This window comes from Rhizobium sp. PDO1-076 (assembly GCF_000247475.1).
Taxonomy (GTDB): domain Bacteria; phylum Pseudomonadota; class Alphaproteobacteria; order Rhizobiales; family Rhizobiaceae; genus Allorhizobium.
This window is the reverse complement of the sequence record NZ_AHZC01000055.1, coordinates 44,468-61,701: the sequence shown is the minus strand read 5'-3', so window position 1 is coordinate 61,701 and position 17,234 is coordinate 44,468. Positions and strand designations below refer to the sequence as shown.

The 17,234-nt window shown below is 60.6% G+C and carries 16 protein-coding genes and 1 pseudogene; 10 read left to right on the top strand and 7 right to left on the bottom strand.

Annotation, left to right across the window (positions count from 1 at the left end; all coding sequences use genetic code 11):
* Positions 1–900: pseudogene (locus PDO_RS05010) on the bottom strand (LacI family transcriptional regulator); the annotation flags it as partial.
* Entirely contained in the window at positions 869–1,189 is a 321-nt protein-coding gene (locus PDO_RS27755; RefSeq protein ID WP_141649820.1) for a hypothetical protein, read from the bottom strand. The pseudogene PDO_RS05010 and the gene PDO_RS27755, both read right to left, overlap by 32 nt.
* A gap of 159 nt (positions 1,190–1,348) precedes the next feature.
* On the opposite strand from PDO_RS27755, the gene PDO_RS05005 reads away from it, so the two are divergent.
* The 10 genes from PDO_RS05005 (at position 1,349) to PDO_RS04960 (ending at position 13,508) form a co-directional block, all read left to right on the top strand.
* A complete protein-coding gene (locus PDO_RS05005; RefSeq protein WP_007598615.1) occupies positions 1,349–2,581 on the top strand; it encodes an ABC transporter substrate-binding protein in 1,233 nt (410 codons plus the stop codon).
* A 174-nt stretch (positions 2,582–2,755) separates the two neighbouring features.
* Positions 2,756–3,658, top strand: a complete 903-nt coding sequence (locus PDO_RS05000; RefSeq protein WP_007598614.1) for a carbohydrate ABC transporter permease — start codon at positions 2,756–2,758, stop codon at positions 3,656–3,658.
* A 37-nt stretch (positions 3,659–3,695) separates the two neighbouring features.
* Positions 3,696–4,616: a carbohydrate ABC transporter permease gene (locus PDO_RS04995; protein ID WP_037072649.1), complete on the top strand. Its 921-nt coding sequence runs from the start codon at positions 3,696–3,698 to the stop codon at positions 4,614–4,616.
* A 4-nt stretch (positions 4,617–4,620) separates the two neighbouring features.
* A complete protein-coding gene (locus tag PDO_RS04990; RefSeq protein ID WP_007598611.1) occupies positions 4,621–5,709 on the top strand; it encodes an ABC transporter ATP-binding protein in 1,089 nt (362 codons plus the stop codon).
* Between the two features lie 62 nt (positions 5,710–5,771).
* Positions 5,772–8,228, top strand: a complete 2,457-nt coding sequence (locus PDO_RS04985) for a beta-mannosidase (RefSeq protein WP_007598609.1) — start codon at positions 5,772–5,774, stop codon at positions 8,226–8,228.
* A gap of 59 nt (positions 8,229–8,287) precedes the next feature.
* Entirely contained in the window at positions 8,288–9,049 is a 762-nt protein-coding gene (locus PDO_RS04980) for a sugar phosphate isomerase/epimerase family protein (RefSeq protein ID WP_007598607.1), read from the top strand.
* A gap of 25 nt (positions 9,050–9,074) precedes the next feature.
* Complete coding sequence (locus PDO_RS04975) at positions 9,075–10,208, top strand: Gfo/Idh/MocA family protein (protein ID WP_007598604.1); 1,134 nt, start codon at positions 9,075–9,077, stop codon at positions 10,206–10,208.
* Positions 10,209–10,238: 30 nt separating this feature from the next.
* A complete protein-coding gene (gene mgrA / locus PDO_RS04970) occupies positions 10,239–11,291 on the top strand; it encodes an L-glyceraldehyde 3-phosphate reductase (protein ID WP_007598602.1) in 1,053 nt (350 codons plus the stop codon).
* A gap of 196 nt (positions 11,292–11,487) precedes the next feature.
* Entirely contained in the window at positions 11,488–13,098 is a 1,611-nt protein-coding gene (locus tag PDO_RS04965) for a glycoside hydrolase family 43 protein (protein WP_007598601.1), read from the top strand.
* Positions 13,099–13,166: 68 nt separating this feature from the next.
* Positions 13,167–13,508, top strand: coding sequence for a YciI family protein (locus tag PDO_RS04960; protein WP_007598600.1), 342 nt, complete (start codon positions 13,167–13,169; stop codon positions 13,506–13,508).
* A 39-nt stretch (positions 13,509–13,547) separates the two neighbouring features.
* Here the strand turns inward: PDO_RS04960 and fghA are convergent, their stop codons facing one another.
* From fghA to PDO_RS04935, 5 genes are read right to left on the bottom strand one after another with little or no spacing between them, the layout of a single operon-like run.
* Positions 13,548–14,381 carry an S-formylglutathione hydrolase gene (gene fghA, locus PDO_RS04955; protein WP_007598599.1) on the bottom strand — a complete coding sequence of 278 codons (834 nt, stop codon included), beginning with the start codon at positions 14,379–14,381 and terminating at the stop codon, positions 13,548–13,550.
* Between the two features lie 39 nt (positions 14,382–14,420).
* Positions 14,421–15,086: a DUF1345 domain-containing protein gene (locus PDO_RS04950; protein ID WP_007598598.1), complete on the bottom strand. Its 666-nt coding sequence runs from the start codon at positions 15,084–15,086 to the stop codon at positions 14,421–14,423.
* A 43-nt stretch (positions 15,087–15,129) separates the two neighbouring features.
* Complete coding sequence (locus tag PDO_RS04945; RefSeq protein WP_007598596.1) at positions 15,130–15,570, bottom strand: YaiI/YqxD family protein; 441 nt, start codon at positions 15,568–15,570, stop codon at positions 15,130–15,132.
* Between the two features lie 31 nt (positions 15,571–15,601).
* The gene (locus PDO_RS04940; protein ID WP_007598594.1) at positions 15,602–16,075 is read right to left on the bottom strand and encodes a GNAT family N-acetyltransferase; all 474 of its coding nucleotides are present in this window, start codon (positions 16,073–16,075) and stop codon (positions 15,602–15,604) included.
* Positions 16,075–17,202: an S-(hydroxymethyl)glutathione dehydrogenase/class III alcohol dehydrogenase gene (locus PDO_RS04935; RefSeq protein WP_007598592.1), complete on the bottom strand. Its 1,128-nt coding sequence runs from the start codon at positions 17,200–17,202 to the stop codon at positions 16,075–16,077. The genes PDO_RS04940 and PDO_RS04935 overlap by 1 nt, the downstream gene beginning before the upstream one ends.
* Between the last annotated feature and the right edge of the window lie 32 nt (positions 17,203–17,234).

The window sequence follows — 17,234 nt, the reverse complement described above, 5'->3', positions numbered from 1 at the left end:
TCCAGCTCAGGATCGGTGTGCCTTGTTTTGGACACCAGATCGAGTTCCCGTCCGACATGTTTTCCGGCCGCCTCGATACCGGCATTGGCGGCAATTGCGGCACTGCCGGATGCGGTGATCAGACCGTCCGGTGCATCGTTTGCGCGCATCAATTGCTCGATCGCATTGCGAATGTCGCCCAGCGATGCATCGATATTGATGTGCAGCGGAACCTCTTCTGCGCCGAAATCCCGCAAGCCGCGCAGAAATCCGTTTCGCGTATGCGCGCTATAGGTCAGCTTGGTGGGCGGTGGCAAAAGCGCGATGCGCTTGCGTCCCTTGTTCACCAATCGCTCGACAGCACCATAGGCGAAGGCCTCGTTGTTCAAAATCGTGGTATGGATGCACTTGCTCCATACTGGTGCGGCCGTGGGTGGCGAATGGCATGTTCTGCTCGATCAGCAATTGCACCCGGGCGTCTTCAGGCTCAGTACGCGATATAATCACGCCATCGGCCGAACCTGTCTCGAGGATGTAGCGCACCGGCAGCATAGGGTCCTTGGTGTGGGCATGCGGCGTGACGACGATGTGATAGGGCGTGCCGGACAGGACTTCGGAAATGCCGACCACCATCTGGTTGGAAAAACCGAGGATCTCTTCATCGATGCCGAGCACCAGCGCGATGACATTGGTCTTGCCGGTGCGCAGGCGGACACCGGCCCGGTTCGGCTGATAACCCAGCTGCCGCGCCACCATGCGGACCCGCTCCTTGGTCTCCGCACCGATGTCGGGCGCATCTTTCAGCGCTCTCGAGACGGTGGTGATGCCAAGGCCGGTCATGAAGGCGATTGTCTTGAGGGTCGGCCTCTCCTTGGTCGCCGTCGCGCGGTCAATGATCCCGCGCCCTTGCTGCTCTGTCATGGTGTCCCTGCCATTCGTGTAAGCCTTGCTTATAGTTGCCTTTTTGCTGGCTGCAAACACGCCGAACCGCGCCTCTCCAGGGTCCGGTGGATGTGAAATCTGTAACGATACAGTTGGTTTGTCGAGCGGATTCTTGCGGCGCCCGGCGATGTCCTGCAACCTGAGCATGAAGGTGCAGGAATGCACCGATCAGTTTCAAGCTTTTGCATGATTTTGCTGCATGGCACATCAAAAATTGAGAAATATGATCAAATCCAAATGAAATCAGAACGTAGTTCTCTGCTGCCATGCAATATATTCGAGTTTGCAGGCACTTGGGAAACGAAAGCCATTGTTCTCGTAAAGGTTGAAATTGCTTTCAAAATATAAATTTACTGTTCTTGCGGTTGCGCCCTCATATCGTTTCGCATAGATTTTTCCGGCAACGTTTCAGTGAGGGAGGAGACTCATGAATTTTCGTAGCTTCGCGGCAGCTTTGGCCGTAACTGTCGTCATGCCGTTCGCGGCTCATGCAACGGATCTCGAAGTCACCCATTGGTGGACCTCCGGCGGTGAAGCCGCGGCGGTCGCCGAGCTTGCCAAGGCTTTCGACGCCACCGGCAACAAATGGGTTGATGGTGCTATCGCCGGATCCGGCGGTACCGCGCGTCCGATCATGGTCAGCCGCATTACCGGTGGTGACCCGATGGCCGCCACCCAGTTCAACCATGGTCGTCAGGCAGAGGAGCTGGCCCAGTCCGGTCTGCTGCGCGACCTGACCGATGTCGCAACCAAGGAAGGCTGGAAGGACATCATCAAGCCGGCCAGCCTGCTGGAATCCTGCACGATCGACGGCAAGGTCTATTGTGCCCCGGTCAACATCCATTCCTGGCAGTGGCTGTGGCTTTCGAATGCCGCGTTCAAGACAGCCGGTGTCGAGGTGCCGAAGAACTGGGACGAGTTCGTCGCAGCCGCTCCGGCGCTTGAAAAGGCCGGTATCATTCCGCTCGCCGTCGGCGGTCAGCCGTGGCAGTCCGCCGGTGCCTTCGACGTTCTGCTCGTCGCCATTGCCGGCAAGGATACCTTCGAGAAGGTGTTCAAGGAAAAGGATGCGGAAGTCGCAGCCGGTCCCGAGATCGCCAAGGTGTTCAAGGCTGCCGACGATGCCCGTCGGATGTCCAAGGGCTCCAATGTCCAGGACTGGAACCAGGCCACCAATCTGGTGATTACCGGCAAGGCCGGCGGCCAGATCATGGGTGACTGGGCGCAGGGCGAATTCGCGCTTGCCGGCCAGACCGCCGGTACCGACTATACGTGCCTGCCGGGTCTCGGCGTCAACGAGATCATCTCGACCGGTGGTGATGCGTTCTACTTCCCGCTGCTCAAGGACGAGGAAAAATCCAAGGCGCAGGAAGTGCTGGCCTCGACCCTGCTTGCTCCGGCAACCCAGGTCGCGTTCAACCTGAAGAAGGGCTCGCTGCCGGTTCGTGGCGACGTCGATCTGGCTGCTGCCAACGACTGCATGAAGAAGGGCCTTGAGATCCTTGCCAAGGGCAATGTCATCCAGGGCACCGACCAGTTGCTTTCGCCGGATAGCCAGAAGCAGAAGGAAGACCTGTTCTCCGAATTCTTTGCCAATGCCTCGATGACGCCGGAAGACGCGCAGAAGCGTTTTGCCGAAATCATCGCCGCTGCAGACTGAGCAAAGGCGGTTGACGATATCCGGTCGGGTTCGAAGGAGCCCGACCGGTGATTTGCCAACTCCGGCCGGGTGCGGAAAACCGCGCAGACACGTGAAGTTCGACGAAGCCGCAAGCCAGCGGTGCTCTCGACGGGCGTGCTGTCACCTGTGGCCGTGTAACAGGAGGACTGACCCATGACGGGCCAAGCGCATGCCGGTCGACCCAACAAGCTGTTTCGCAATCTCAATTCCAAGATTGCCTCGATCCCGATGATCCTCACCGCGCTGGTGATTTTCCTCGGTGGAACCCTCTGGACGGTGGTTTATTCCTTCACCAATTCCAAGTTGCTGCCGCGCCTGCAATTTGTCGGTCTCGACCAGTATGACCGCCTTTGGGACGCGCCGCGCTGGATCATGTCGATCCAGAATCTGGCGATCTACGGGATTTTGTCGCTGATCTTCAGCGTGGTCATCGGCTTTTTGCTGGCGGCGCTGATGGATCAGAAAATCCGCTTCGAAAACACCTTCCGCACCATCTTCCTCTATCCGTTCGCGCTGTCGTTCATCGTCACCGGTCTGGTGTGGCAGTGGATCCTCAACCCGGATTTCGGAGTGCAGTCGATCGTGCGCAGCCTCGGATGGACGACCTTCACCTTCAATCCGCTCTACGATGCCGACATCGTCATCTATGGTGTGCTGATTGCCGGGCTCTGGCAGGGCACGGGGCTCGTCATGTGCCTGCTGCTCGCCGGTCTGCGCGGCATCGACGAGGACATCTGGAAAGCGTCGCGGGTCGACGGAATCCCGGTGTGGAGGACCTATCTGTTCATCATCATCCCGATGATGCGGCCGGTGTTCATCACCACGCTGGTGATCATTACCAGCGGCATCGTGCGCCTCTATGACCTCGTTGTGGCACAGACCAGCGGCGGTCCGGGCATCGCCTCGGAAGTGCCGGCAAAATACGTCTACGACTACATGTTCCAGGCGCAGAACCTCGGCCAGGGCTTTGCCGCATCGACGATGATGCTGCTCACGGTCGCGATCGTCATCATCCCCTGGGCCTACCTGGAATTCGGAGGAAAGAAGCGTGGCTAATTCGGTTTCCCCCAATCTCCCCAAGACATCCGCGGCAATGCCGATCCCGGCCGGCCCCGGTCCGATCGGTCGCCTTGGCCCGGGTCCGACCGGTGCCAAGCCGCGCCGCACCTTTTCCGGCCGCAACATCATGCTCTACGGCGCGCTGATCTTCTTTGCGCTGTATTACCTGCTGCCGCTCTATGTGATGATCGTCACATCGCTCAAAGGCATGCCGGAAATCCGCATGGGCAACATCTTCTCACCGCCGATGGAGATCACCTTCGAGCCTTGGGTCAAGGCCTGGGCGACGGCCTGCACCGGACTCAACTGTGATGGCCTGTCGCGAGGATTCTGGAACTCGGTGAGGATCACCGTGCCCTCGACGCTGATCTCGATCCTGATCGCTTCGGTCAATGGCTATGCGCTGGCCAACTGGCGCTTCAAGGGTGCGGACCTGTTCTTCACCATCCTGATCGTCGGCGCCTTCGTTCCATACCAGGTGATGATCTATCCGATCGTGATCGTTCTGCGCGAACTGGGCATCTACGGCACACTGTCTGGCCTGGTCATCGTACATACGATCTTCGGCATGCCGATCCTGACGCTGTTGTTCCGCAACTACTTCACGTCGCTGCCGGAAGAGCTGTTCAAGGCGGCGCGTATCGACGGGGCAGGGTTCTGGCAGATCTATCTCAGGATCATGCTGCCGATGTCGCTGCCGATCTTCGTGGTTGCGATGATCCTGCAGATAACCGGCATCTGGAACGACTTCCTGTTCGGCGTCGTCTTCACCCGTCCGGAATACTACCCGATGACGGTCCAGCTCAACAACATCGTCAACTCCGTCCAAGGCGTGAAGGAATACAACGTCAACATGGCCGCCACGCTGCTGACCGGCGCGGTGCCGCTGTTCGTCTATTTCGTGTCGGGACGTCTCTTTGTCCGCGGTATCGCCGCCGGCGCAGTCAAGGGTTAAACACATGTCGCATAGCGTATCGATCAGAGACCTTTCCTTGAGCTTTGGTGCCGTCAAGGTGCTGCAAAATCTCAACCTCGACATCGGCGACGGCGAGTTCCTAGTCCTGCTCGGCTCGTCCGGCTGTGGCAAGTCCACGCTGCTCAACTGCATCGCCGGCCTGCTGGAGCCGACCGAGGGGCAGATCTTCATCAAGGGCAAGAATGTCACCTGGGAAGAGCCCAAGGACCGCGGCATCGGCATGGTGTTCCAGTCCTATGCACTCTATCCGCAGATGACGGTGGAAAAGAACCTGTCCTTTGGCCTGCAGGTTGCCAAGATGCCCAAGGCGGATATCGACAAGCGTGTGCAGCGCGCTTCCGACATCCTTCAGATCGGACCGTTGTTGAAGCGCAAGCCGTCGGAACTGTCGGGCGGCCAGCGCCAGCGCGTGGCGATCGGCCGGGCGCTGGTGCGCGACGTCGATGTCTTCCTGTTTGACGAACCGCTGTCCAACCTCGACGCCAAGCTCCGCTCGGAACTGCGTGTCGAAATCAAGCGCCTGCATCAGAACCTGAAAAACACGATGATCTACGTCACCCACGACCAGATCGAGGCACTGACGCTGGCCGACCGAATCGCGATCATGAAGAGCGGTGAAATCCAGCAGCTCGCCGATCCGAACACGATCTATAACCAGCCGAGGAACCTGTTCGTCGCCGGCTTCATCGGGTCTCCATCGATGAATTTCCTGCATGGCGAGATCGTCGAGCAGGGCGGTCAGCTGTTTTTCAAGACCCATGACGTGCTGTTTTCGTTGGTTGGCTACCGCGCGAAGGAAGCGCTGACTGCCGGACGCAAGGTTGTGCTCGGCGTGCGGCCCGAGCATGTGAAGGTGGACGAGGAAAACGGCATTGCCGAGTTCCACGAGGCCGTCGTCGATATCGAGGAGCCGATGGGTGCCGACAACCTGCTGTGGCTCAAACATGCCGGGCATGTGATGTCGGTCAGGATCGGCGGAACGCGGCGTTATGCGCCGGGTGCCCGCGTGCGCCTGAGTTTCGACATGTCGGTGGCTTCGCTGTTTGATGCCACGTCAGAGGAGCGCATCTGAGCGTTCTGTCCCAGCGTCCCGGTTTCGGCCGGGACGTGCGTCTCGGTTGAGGATCAGGCACCATGGAACATTCGAACGGCGACATCATCGATCTTCACGGCGAGTGGCAGCTGGCATCCGCCGATGGCGAACATGGTGCAAGCTTCACCTTGCCGGGCGACGTGCATTCGGCGCTGGTGACATCAGGCATCATTCCCGACCCGTATTTCGGTCGCAATGAAGAGGTCGTCCAATGGGTCGCCGAGCGTGACTGGACGGTCGAGCGCAGCTTCGTCGTGCCGGATGCCTCCGGCAGCTGGTATCTCGACATCGACTATCTCGACACGGTCGCCGTCGTCTTCGTCAACGACGTGCCGGTTTTGTCGGCCGATAATTGCTTCCGCCGTTACCGTCCGGACATCTCGGCCGCCCTCCAGCCCGGCGAGAATCGCATCCGCATCGTCTTTCACTCAAGCATAACAGCCGGCGCCGAACGCCAGGCGCGGCAGCCGTTCTATGTGCCGTACCAGAAAGGCAATTCGCCGATCCCGAACGGCAACATGCTGCGCAAGCCGCAATGCCATTTCGGCTGGGACTGGAATATCGCGATTGCGCCGCTCGGCCTCTATGGCACGGTTTCGGTGAAAAAGCTCGATCCGGCGCGCATCGAACATGTCGAGACCGAACAGCTCCACCATGCCGACGGTCGCGTCGATCTCAAGGTGACCGCCACGATCCACTCGGTCGAGCCTGCCGTCGTGCCGGTGCATTTTGCCCTGGACGGCGAGAGGGTCCGCCTCGATGTTGGCATCAATGCCGGCGAAACGAAGGTCGTTTATGTCTTCGAGGTCGACAAGCCGCGGCTGTGGTGGCCGGCCGGCAACGGCGAGCAGGCGCTTTACACGCTGACCGTCGATCTGCCGACCGAGACCGTTACCCGCCAGATCGGCTTGCGCACCGTCGAGCTGATCACCGATCCCGATGCGGCCGGCAGCCGCTTTGCTCTCAAGGTCAATGGCCGCGAAATCTTCTGCCGTGGTGCCAACTGGATTCCGGCCGATGCGCTTTATTCGCGGAGCTCGGTCGCCAAGACCGACGACCTGCTGCAATCGGCCGTCGATGCGAACATGAACATGATCCGTATCTGGGGCGGTGGGTTTTACGAAGCCGATTGGTTCTACGATCTCTGCGACCTCAAGGGGCTGATGGTCTGGCAGGACTTCATGTTTGCCTGCAATCTCTATCCGTGCAGCGACGATTTCCTCGCGAATGTTGCCCACGAGGTCGATTATCAGGTGCGCCGGCTCGCCTCGCATCCGTCGATCATGCTCTGGTGCGGCGACAATGAACTGGTCGGCGCTCTGACCTGGTTCGAGGAATCGGTGAAAAATCGGGACCGCTATCTGGTTGCCTATGACCGGCTCAATCGGGTCATTGAACAAGGTGTGCGCAAGGCCTTCCCGCAAGCCATCTGGTGGCCGTCGAGCCCGGCGTCTGGTTATCTCGACTATGGCGATGCCTGGCATGCCGATGGTTCGGGCGACATGCATTACTGGTCGGTCTGGCACGAGAACAAGAGCTTCGACAATTATCGCAGCGTTCGCCCCCGCTTCTGCTCGGAGTTCGGTTTCCAGTCCTATACCTCGCTGCCGGTGATCGAGACCTTTGCCGACAAGGCCGATATGAACATTGCCTCGCCGGTGATCGAACTGCACCAGAAGAATGCAGGCGGCAATGAGCGGATCGCCGGCACGATGTTCCGCTATTTCCGCTTCCCCAAGGATTTCGCCAATTTTGTCTATCTCAGCCAGATCCAGCAGGGACTGGCGATCAAGACGGCTGTCGATTTCTGGCGGTCGCTGAAGCCTCATTGCATGGGCACGCTCTACTGGCAGCTCAACGATACCTGGCCGGTGGCCTCGTGGTCGAGTCTCGACTATGGCGGCAGCTGGAAGGCGATGCATTACATGGCGCGGCGGTTCTTCCAGCCGGTGGCAGTCGCGGCAATCCCGTCCGATGACGCTGCGTCCCTGACCCTATCCATGGTCAACGACACGCTCGATCCGGTGACGATCGACATGAACCTGTTCACGCTGACACTCGACGGTAAACGTAGTCCGCTGAAGAGCGTTCAGGGCGATTGCGGCCCGGATCGCGCCGAGGTCCTGCTGACGCTCGACACCACGGAGATCCCGGTCGACGGAATGCTCGCCTGGAGCTTCACAGCATCGAACGGCATGCGTGGCGAGGGGCATTTCCTCAACGGCACCTACAAGTCGCTCGACCTGCAGTCGCCGGAACTCACGACCGGTGTCACGGCGCTTGCTGACGGCTCATTCGAGATTGCGGTCTCGGCAAAGGGGCTCGCCCTGTTCGTGATGATCGAAAGTGCCACGCCCGGCCGCTATAGCGACAATGCCTTCGATCTTTCAGGCGGCGAAACCCGGCGGATCGTCTTCACGCCGTCATCGACCATGGAGTCCGGCGTGCTGCCGGACTTCCGCATCTACGATCTGCACTCCTGCCAAGCGGCGGATTGACCAACTTCAGGGACATAGGCCCGGCCGACGGCACGGGCAGCATCGAGGAGGAAATACCCATGACGAAACTCGGCTTCCAGCTTTACAGCGCCCGCAATTTCCAGCCGTTCAGCGACATCCTGCCCAAGCTTGCTACGGCCGGATATGGCGCCGTCGAAGGCTATGGCGCAATGTATGCGGCGCTCGACGACGCCGGTCTCGCAGCATTGAAGTCGGATCTCGATACGAACGGCCTCACCATGCCGACAGCGCATTTCGGTCTCGACATGATCGAGGGTGATCCGGCCAGGGTGGTCAAGATTGCCAAGGCACTCGGCATCGAAGCGATCTATTGCCCGTATCTGCTGCCTGACCAGCGGCCGAGTGATGCGTCCGGCTGGTTCGCCTTCGGCCAGCGCCTGCAGGCGGCGGGCAAGCCGATCCGGGACGCCGGTCTCATTTTCGGCTGGCACAATCACGACTTCGAATTCGCCACGCTGGAAGACGATTCGACGCCGCAGGAGCAGATCCTGGCCGGCGGTCCCGAACTCGACTGGGAAGCCGACATTGCCTGGGTCATCCGCGGCAAAGCCGATCCGCTCGCCTGGATCGAAAGCTACGGCAAACGCATCAGTGCCGTCCACGTCAAGGATATTGCGCCGGCGGGGCAAAATGCCGATGAAGACGGCTGGGCCGATGTCGGTCACGGCACGGTCGACTGGAAGGGGCTGATGCAAGCCTTGCGCGGCACCAAGGTCAAATATTTCGTCGTCGAACATGACAATCCGAAGGATATCGACCGGTTGATTTCCCGTTCGATCACGTCTTTCAACGCCTACTGATCCCTATCAAAGCAGGACATTTCCCATGGCACGCGAACTCGGCGTCGGCATCATCGGATGCGGCAATATCTCGACCACCTATTTCTCGCTGGCACCGCTCTTCCGGGGGCTGAGAGTGCTGGCCTGCAGTGACCTCAACATGAATGCGGCCGAACTTCGGGCCGACGAATACGGCGTCAAGGCACAGACGCTCGATGAGCTGCTCGCCAATGACGAACTCGATATCATCGTCAACCTGACCATCCCCGATGCGCATTACAGTGTCTCCAAGCGCATCCTTGAGGCGGGCAAACACGTCTATTCGGAAAAACCCCTGGTGCTGACGCTCGAACAGGGCGAAGACCTGCGCCGGATCGCCCGCGACAAGGGCTTATCCGTCGGTTGCGCGCCGGACACCTTCCTTGGCGGTTCGCATCAGCTGGCACGCGCCCATATCGAGAAGGGCGGTATCGGCCGGGTCACCTCCGGCACCTGCCATGTGATGAGCCCGGGCATGGAGATGTGGCATCCCAATCCCGATTTCTTCTTCCTGCCTGGCGGTGGCCCGATCCTCGATCTTGGCCCTTACTACATCGCCAATCTCGTCAACCTGATCGGCCCGGTGAGGCGGGTCGCGGCCCTGACCTCGATGGCGAGCGAAACGCGCACCATCACCAGCCATCCGCGTGCAGGTGAAACCATTCCGGTGAAGACGCCGACGAATATCCATGCGCTGCTGGAATTCGAGAACGGCGCGACGATCACGCTGTCTGCGAGCTGGGATGTCTGGTCGCACCGCCATGCCAATATGGAGCTTTACGGCACAGAGGGCTCGCTCTACGTACCCGATCCGAATTTCTTCGGCGGCGCCGTCGAGGCATCAGGGCGCGACAAGAATATCCAGCCGCTCGATGGCTGGGATCATCCGTTCGGCGTCAACAATCAGGAAAGCCCGCAGGGTGCACGCGCCAACTACCGCACCGCCGGTCTGGCCGACATGGCAATCGCCATCCTCGAAGGCCGTGACGCGCGCTGCTCGCTCGATCGGGCGCTGCATGGCGTGGATGTGATGACCTCGATCCTGAAGTCGGGCGAGACCGGAAATTTCATCACGTTGACGACGACATGTACCCAACCGGCTGCTCTCGGGATAGAAGAGGCGCAAGCGCTGCTTCGCTAAGCGATTGCATCAGCATTCCGGAGGAAAGACATGACCTGGACCCCAGCCGAAGACCGCTACGCGCGGATGACCTATAACCGTTGCGGGAAAAGCGGCCTCAAGCTGCCGTCGATCTCGCTCGGTCTGTGGCACAATTTCGGCGATGACACGCCGCACCAGACCAAGCAGGCGATCTGCCGCAAGGCCTTCGACCTGGGGATCACACATTTCGATCTCGCCAACAATTACGGCCCGCCTGCGGGTTCGGCCGAAAGCGCCTTTGGCGAGATCCTGCGCACGGATTTTCGAGGGTTGCGTGACGAGATGATCATCTCGTCCAAGGCTGGCTACAACATGTGGCCGGGTCCCTATGGCGAATGGGGCAGCCGCAAATACATGATCGCGTCCTGCGACCAGAGCCTGAAGCGGCTGGGGCTCGACTATGTCGACATCTTCTACTCGCACCGCTTCGATCCCGATACGCCGCTGGAGGAAACCTGCGGCGCGCTCGATCACATCGTCCGGTCGGGCAGGGCGCAGTATGTCGGTATCTCGTCCTACAATTCGAAGCGCACGCGCGAAGCTTATGACATCCTGAAAAGCCTCGGCACGCCGCTGCTCATCCACCAGCCGAGCTATTCGATGATCAACCGCTGGATCGAGGAAGACGGGCTGGTCGATACGCTGGAAGAACTTGGCGTCGGTTCGATCGTATTTTCGCCGCTCGCCCAGGGCATGCTGACGGCGAAATATCTCGGCGGCGTTCCGGAAGGCAGCCGGGCGGCGCAGGACAAGTCGCTCAATCCCGACTTCCTCACCGAGCGCAATATCGAGAACATCCGCGGCCTCAACCGCATTGCTGAACGCCGCGGCCAGACGCTCGCCCAGATGGCGCTTGCCTGGGTGCTACGCGGCGGACATATCACCACGGCGCTGATCGGCGCGTCCAAGCCAAGCCAGGTAGAGGATTGCGTTAAGGCGATCGAGAAGCCCGATTTCACTGCCGAGGAACTGGCCGAAATCGATGTCTTTGCCAAGGATGCCGACATCAACCTGTGGGCAGCGTCGGCGGAGCGCAAGGGACCGGCGCGCAAGAAGAAGTAACACTCTCTCCCCCCTTGCGGGGGAGAATGGGATTTCAGCAGCTTAGCGACAGCTAAGTGCTAGAAATCCCAAGAGAGGGGCAGGTCAGGCTGGCATGCCCCTCTCTTGAAAAATCTAGAGCTTAGCCTGCGGCTAAGGCTCTGATTTTTCTTCCTCTCCCGCAGGGGGAGAGGTAACTGCGGAGGAGGAGACACAGATGATCAAGAACCCCATTCTGCCCGGCTTCAATCCGGACCCGTCCTTTATCCGTGTCGGCGAGGATTATTACATCGCCACCTCGACTTTCGAATGGTATCCGGGCGTGCAGATCCATCATTCCCGGGATCTGGCCAACTGGACGCTGGTGTCGCGTCCGCTCAGCCGGGCAAGCCAGCTGGACATGCGTGGCAATCCCGACAGTTGTGGTGTCTGGGCGCCGTGCCTGTCCCATGCGGATGGTCTGTTCTGGCTGGTTTATACCGACGTCAAGCGCTTCGAAGGCAGCTTCAAGGATGCGCATAACTACATCGTTACGTCACCGACGATCGAAGGCCCCTGGTCCGATCCGGTCTATGTCAATTCGTCGGGTTTCGATCCGTCGCTGTTCCACGATGACGACGGCCGCAAGTGGTTCGTCAACATGCAGTGGAACCACCGGGGGAAGGCGAACAACACGATCGGCAAACATCCGGCCTTCGACGGGATCCTGCTGCAGGAATGGGATTCCAAATCCGGCAAACTAATCGGTCCGATCCGCAATATTTTTGCCGGAAGCCCGCTCGGGCTGGTCGAGGCGCCGCATCTGTTCAAGCGCAATGGCTGGTACTACCTGACCACCGCCGAGGGCGGAACCGGCTACGAACACGCCGTCACCATGGCGCGCTCGCGCAGCATCGACGGCCCTTACCAATTGCATCCGAACCAGTATCTGATCACGTCGAAGGACAATCCCGAGGCCGTGCTGCAGCGTTCTGGCCATGGCCAGTATGTCGAGACGCCGGAGGGCGAGGCCTATCACACCCATCTTTGCGGCCGGCCGCTTGCGCCGAAACGCCGCTGCACGCTCGGGCGTGAGACCGCCTTACAGAAATGCGTCTGGAAGGACGACGGCTGGCTCTATCTCGAACAGGGCGGCGTCGTGCCTGCGGTCGAGGTGCCGGCGTTGAAGGGGGCGGTAAAGCAGCCCGAACCGGACGAGATCCTGCGGACTTTCGACACTTCCGGGCTGCCGCCTGAGTTTCAGTGGCTGCGTACGCCCGAGCCGGACCGCATCTTCAGCCTCACGCAGCGGGCAGGGCATCTGCGTCTGTTTGGCCGCGAAAGCATCGGTTCGTGGTTCGAGCAGGCGCTGGTTGCCCGTCGGCAGGAGCATCATCGATTTCGCGTCGAAACGCGGCTCGATTTTTCGCCCGAAACCTATCAGCAAGTTGCCGGCATCACCCATTATTACAATCGCTACAAGTTCCACGCGCTCGGCATTTCGACCGACGAGGAACTCGGCCGTTGCCTGATCATTCTCTCGGTTCCGGGTGACTACCCGGCCGGCAAACTGACATTCCCGATCGGCCAGGGAATCGCGATTGGTAACGGTCCGGTCGACCTTGCGATGGACATCGTCGATAACGACCTGCAATTCTTCTGGCGGCTGTCGGGATCGGCGGATTGGCATTCAGTCGGGCCGGTTCTGGATGCCGGCGTCGTCTCGGACGAAGGCGGCTTTGGCGAGCATGGCTCGTTTACCGGCGCTTTTGCCGGCATGTTCGCCTTCGACATTACCGGCCGGGCAAAACCGGCCGATTTCGACCATTTTCTCTATCGCAGATTATGAAACCAACGCCGGCCCGATCCGGGCAGCAAGCGCTTGCGAACCGGTGATAGCCGCTGAAAGGAGACGTCATGACGCGGTATCTGGTGGCCATTCATCACCCCGACGACTACGATCCATCGATCGCCGAGGACGAGGCGATGTCGCGCGACATCGACGCGCTCAACGACGAGATGGTGGCCGCCGGGATCCGGATTTTCGTCGGCGGCCTGCACCCAGCAATCCGCGCGACATCGCTAACGCCGCAGCCTGACGGCGCGGTCCTCACCAGCGATGGACCTTATCTGCAGACCACCGAGCATGTCGGCGGCTTCTGGGTGCTGGAAGCTGCCGACATCGACGATGCGCTGGCATGGGGCCGCAAAGCCGCCATTGCCTGTCGCGCGCCGGTCGAGGTGCGTGCCTTTCACTGACGAAGGACTTCGCTGCAGGCAACGGGCATGCGAATGCGCCTATGCCAGTCGCTCCGCATGCCACTTCAGGTGATCCTCCATGAAGGTTGAGATGAAGTAGTAGGAATGGTCGTAGCGCTCGTGCATCCTGAGCGTCAGGCCGATATCGGTGCCCTTGATCGCCTCTTCGAACAGCCATGGCGCCAGTCCGGTTTCGAGGAAACTGTCGGCCTTGCCCTGATCGATGAGGAATTCCGGGAATCGGGCGCCATCCTCGACCAGCGCGCAGGCATCGTATTGCCGCCATTTCGCCCGGTCCGGGCCGATGTATTTTTCGAACGCGTCCTGCGTCCAGTCGGCGGTCAGCGGATTGACGATTGGGGCGAAGGCCGAGCAGCTCCTGTAGCGGTCGGGGTTCTTCAGGGCGATGGTCATGGCGCCGTGGCCGCCCATCGAATGGCCGAATATGCCCTGGCGGTCCATGTCGGCGCGGAACTGTTCGGCGATCAGCGCCGGCAGTTCCTCGGTGATGTAGGAATACATCTGGTAGTGTTCCGCCCAGGGCATTTCGGTGGCATTCAGATACATGCCGGCACCCTTGCCCATCTTCCAGTTGGTCAACTCGTCCGGCACGTCGTTGCCGCGCGGGCTGGTATCCGGGCAGACGATGATCAGGCCGAGTTCGGCGGCCATGCGGCGGTATTCGCCTTTCTCCATCACATTGGCATGGCTGCAAGTCAGCCCGGACAAATACCAGAGCACAGGGCGTTTCTCGGTAATCGCCTGGGGCGGCACGAAGACGGCGAAGGTCATCTCGGTCCCGGTGATTTCGCTGTCATGGGAAAAGACGCCCTGCATGCCGCCGAAGGCAGTGTTCTGGGAAAGAATCTTCATCGGTCTTCCTTGTGGTGTCCTGTGGGTCGTGTCGGTCGATCAACCGGCGAGCGCGACGGCCGCATTGACGGCCGCGGCGATCAGCACGGTGTTGAAAAAATAGGAGGTGGTGGCGTGGATCATGTTGAGCTTGCGCATGGCCGTGCTGGTGATCCCAACATCGGCGGTCTGCGCCGTCATGCCGATGACCAGGGCGAAATAGACGAAGTCATGGCCGCACGGTTCCGGTGATCCTGGAAACTCGAGCCCGCCGCGATGGGCAGGGTGGCTGCCCTTGGTTGTCGGGTCGGGCTTCCAGAAGACATGGGCATAATGCATCGCCGCCATCGTGTGGATGGTCAGCCAGCCGAAAATGACCGATCCGGCAGCCGTGAACAGTTCCAGCTGGCCGCCTTTGACGTCGCGATTGAGCACGGCGAACAGGGATCCGATGGCGGCCACGATGGCGAGCGCTGTGACGACCAATATGACGAAGGCCGGGGCATCCGCTGTCTCGGCATGCTGGCGCAGAAAGGCCGGCGTCAGGCGCCGCAGTCGCGACCAAGCGAGCGTCAGATAGGTGATGAAAAATACGATCGCCGGTCCTTCGACGGCAATCGATGGCTCCAGGCGCGCGATTACCGGCAGGGCGATCAGGGTCAGCGCACCGGCACCCATGAAACTGCTGTAGCGGTGATTGAGGATCCAGTTGCGCTCTTGTGTCATCGGTTCATCCGGTGATGCCTGACGATAGCCCGGGTGGGCGTCGTCACTTCTTGAGGCGGCGGCAGAGCCTGTCAAGCGTTTCGAGGAAGGCCGATCGGTCGCGCGGCGAAAACGCGGCATTGTAGCCCTTGCTCTCGCCGGTCTCGCGCAGATGGGCGCCGAGATCGCGCATCGCGGTCGCCATGCCGATATTGGCAACGTCGAAAACCCGGCCGGTCGGGCCGGTGACCTGCGCGCCCGCCGCCACGCAGCGGCCGGCCAGCGGTACGTCGGCGGTGATGACGATGTCCTCGGGGCCGGCGCGTTCGGCAATCCAGTCGTCGGCCGCGTCAAAGCCGCTGGAGACGATGACATTCTTCACCATCGGGTCGCGCGACGGACGCAGGCCGGAATTGGCGACGAAGGTCACCTCCATATTGTGACGTTCGGCCACTTTGAGGATTTCCGGCTTTACCGGGCAGGCATCGGCGTCGACATAGATCATCAAATGGTTTCCCGGCACATCGGCCGCATGGTCAGTTTACGGCGACCTTGGTGGGGCGGAACATATCGACATGCGGAATGCCGTCTTCCAAATATTCCGCCGAACAGGCCTCGAAGCCGAAGGAGGCGTAGAATGCCTTCAGATGGCTCTGAGCCGACAGGGCAATGGTGCAGGCGGGGAAACGTTCCTCGCAGAGCGTGATCGCCTCGCGCATCACCGCATCGCCAAGCCGCTTGCCGCGGTGCGCTGGCGACACCACGACCCGGCCGATCTTGGCCGGGCCAGCGGCTTCTGCGGGCGCAAAGATCCTGGCGGCTGCCAGCAGATCATTGTCCTGCATCAGCCGCAGATGCAGGGCATGCTTGTCCTTGCCGTCGATCTCCGGATAGGGGCATTTCTGCTCCACCACAAAGACATCGACCCGCATCTTCAGCAGGTCGTGCAGTTCCAGCGCGGAGAAGTCTTCCAGTCTCCGCGCATCGACCCGGTAGCTTTCCGCAGTCATCAGTAGACCACGACGCCGCGAATGCTTTCGCCCGAATGCATCAGCTCGAAGCCCTTGTTGATGTCTTCCAGCGGCATGGTGTGGGTGATCATCGGATCGATCTGGATCTTGCCGTCCATGTACCAGTCGACGATCTTCGGCACGTCGGTGCGGCCGCGCGCGCCGCCAAAGGCGGTGCCCATCCAGTTGCGGCCGGTGACCAGCTGGAACGGTCGCGTCGAGATTTCCTGGCCGGCGCCGGCGACCCCGATGATGACCGACTTGCCCCAACCGCGGTGCGAGGCTTCCAGCGCCTGGCGCATGACCTTGGTGTTGCCGGTGCAGTCGAAGGTGTAGTCGGCACCGCCGATCAGGTCGCCGTTGCGCTTTGTCATGTTGACCAGATAGGGCACGATGTCGTCGCCGACTTCCTTCGGATTGACGAAATGCGTCATGCCGAACTTTTCGCCCCAGGCCTTGCGGTCATTGTTGATGTCGACGCCGATGATCATGTCGGCACCGGCCAGGCGCAGGCCCTGCAGCACGTTCAAACCGATGCCGCCGAGACCGAAGACGATGGCGGTCGAACCGATTTCGACCTTGGCGGTGTTGATCACGGCACCGATGCCGGTGGTCACGCCGCAGCCGATGTAGCAGATCTTGTCGAACGGTGCGTCCGGGTTGACCTTGGCCAGCGCGATCTCCGGCAGGACGGTGAAATTGGCGAATGTCGAGCAGCCCATATAGTGATGGATCTTGTCCTTGCCGATTGAAAAGCGGCTGGTGCCGTCCGGCATCAGGCCCTGGCCCTGCGTGGCGCGGATCGAGGTGCAGAGATTGGTCTTGCGGCTGAGGCAGGAATAACATTCGCGGCACTCCGGCGTGTAGAGCGGAATCACGTGATCGCCCTTCTTCACCGAGGTGACGCCGGGTCCGACATCAACGACGATGCCAGCGCCCTCATGGCCGAGGATGGCCGGAAACAGGCCTTCCGGGTCTGCGCCAGAAAGCGTGAAATCGTCGGTATGACAAATACCTGTGGCCTTTACTTCAATCAGAACTTCACCCGCGCGCGGGCCTTCCAACTGAACGGTCATGATCTCCAGCGGCTTGCCAGCCTGTACGGCAACGGCGGCGCGAACGTCCATGGTATATTCTCCCTAGCTGATGTGTCGGCGCG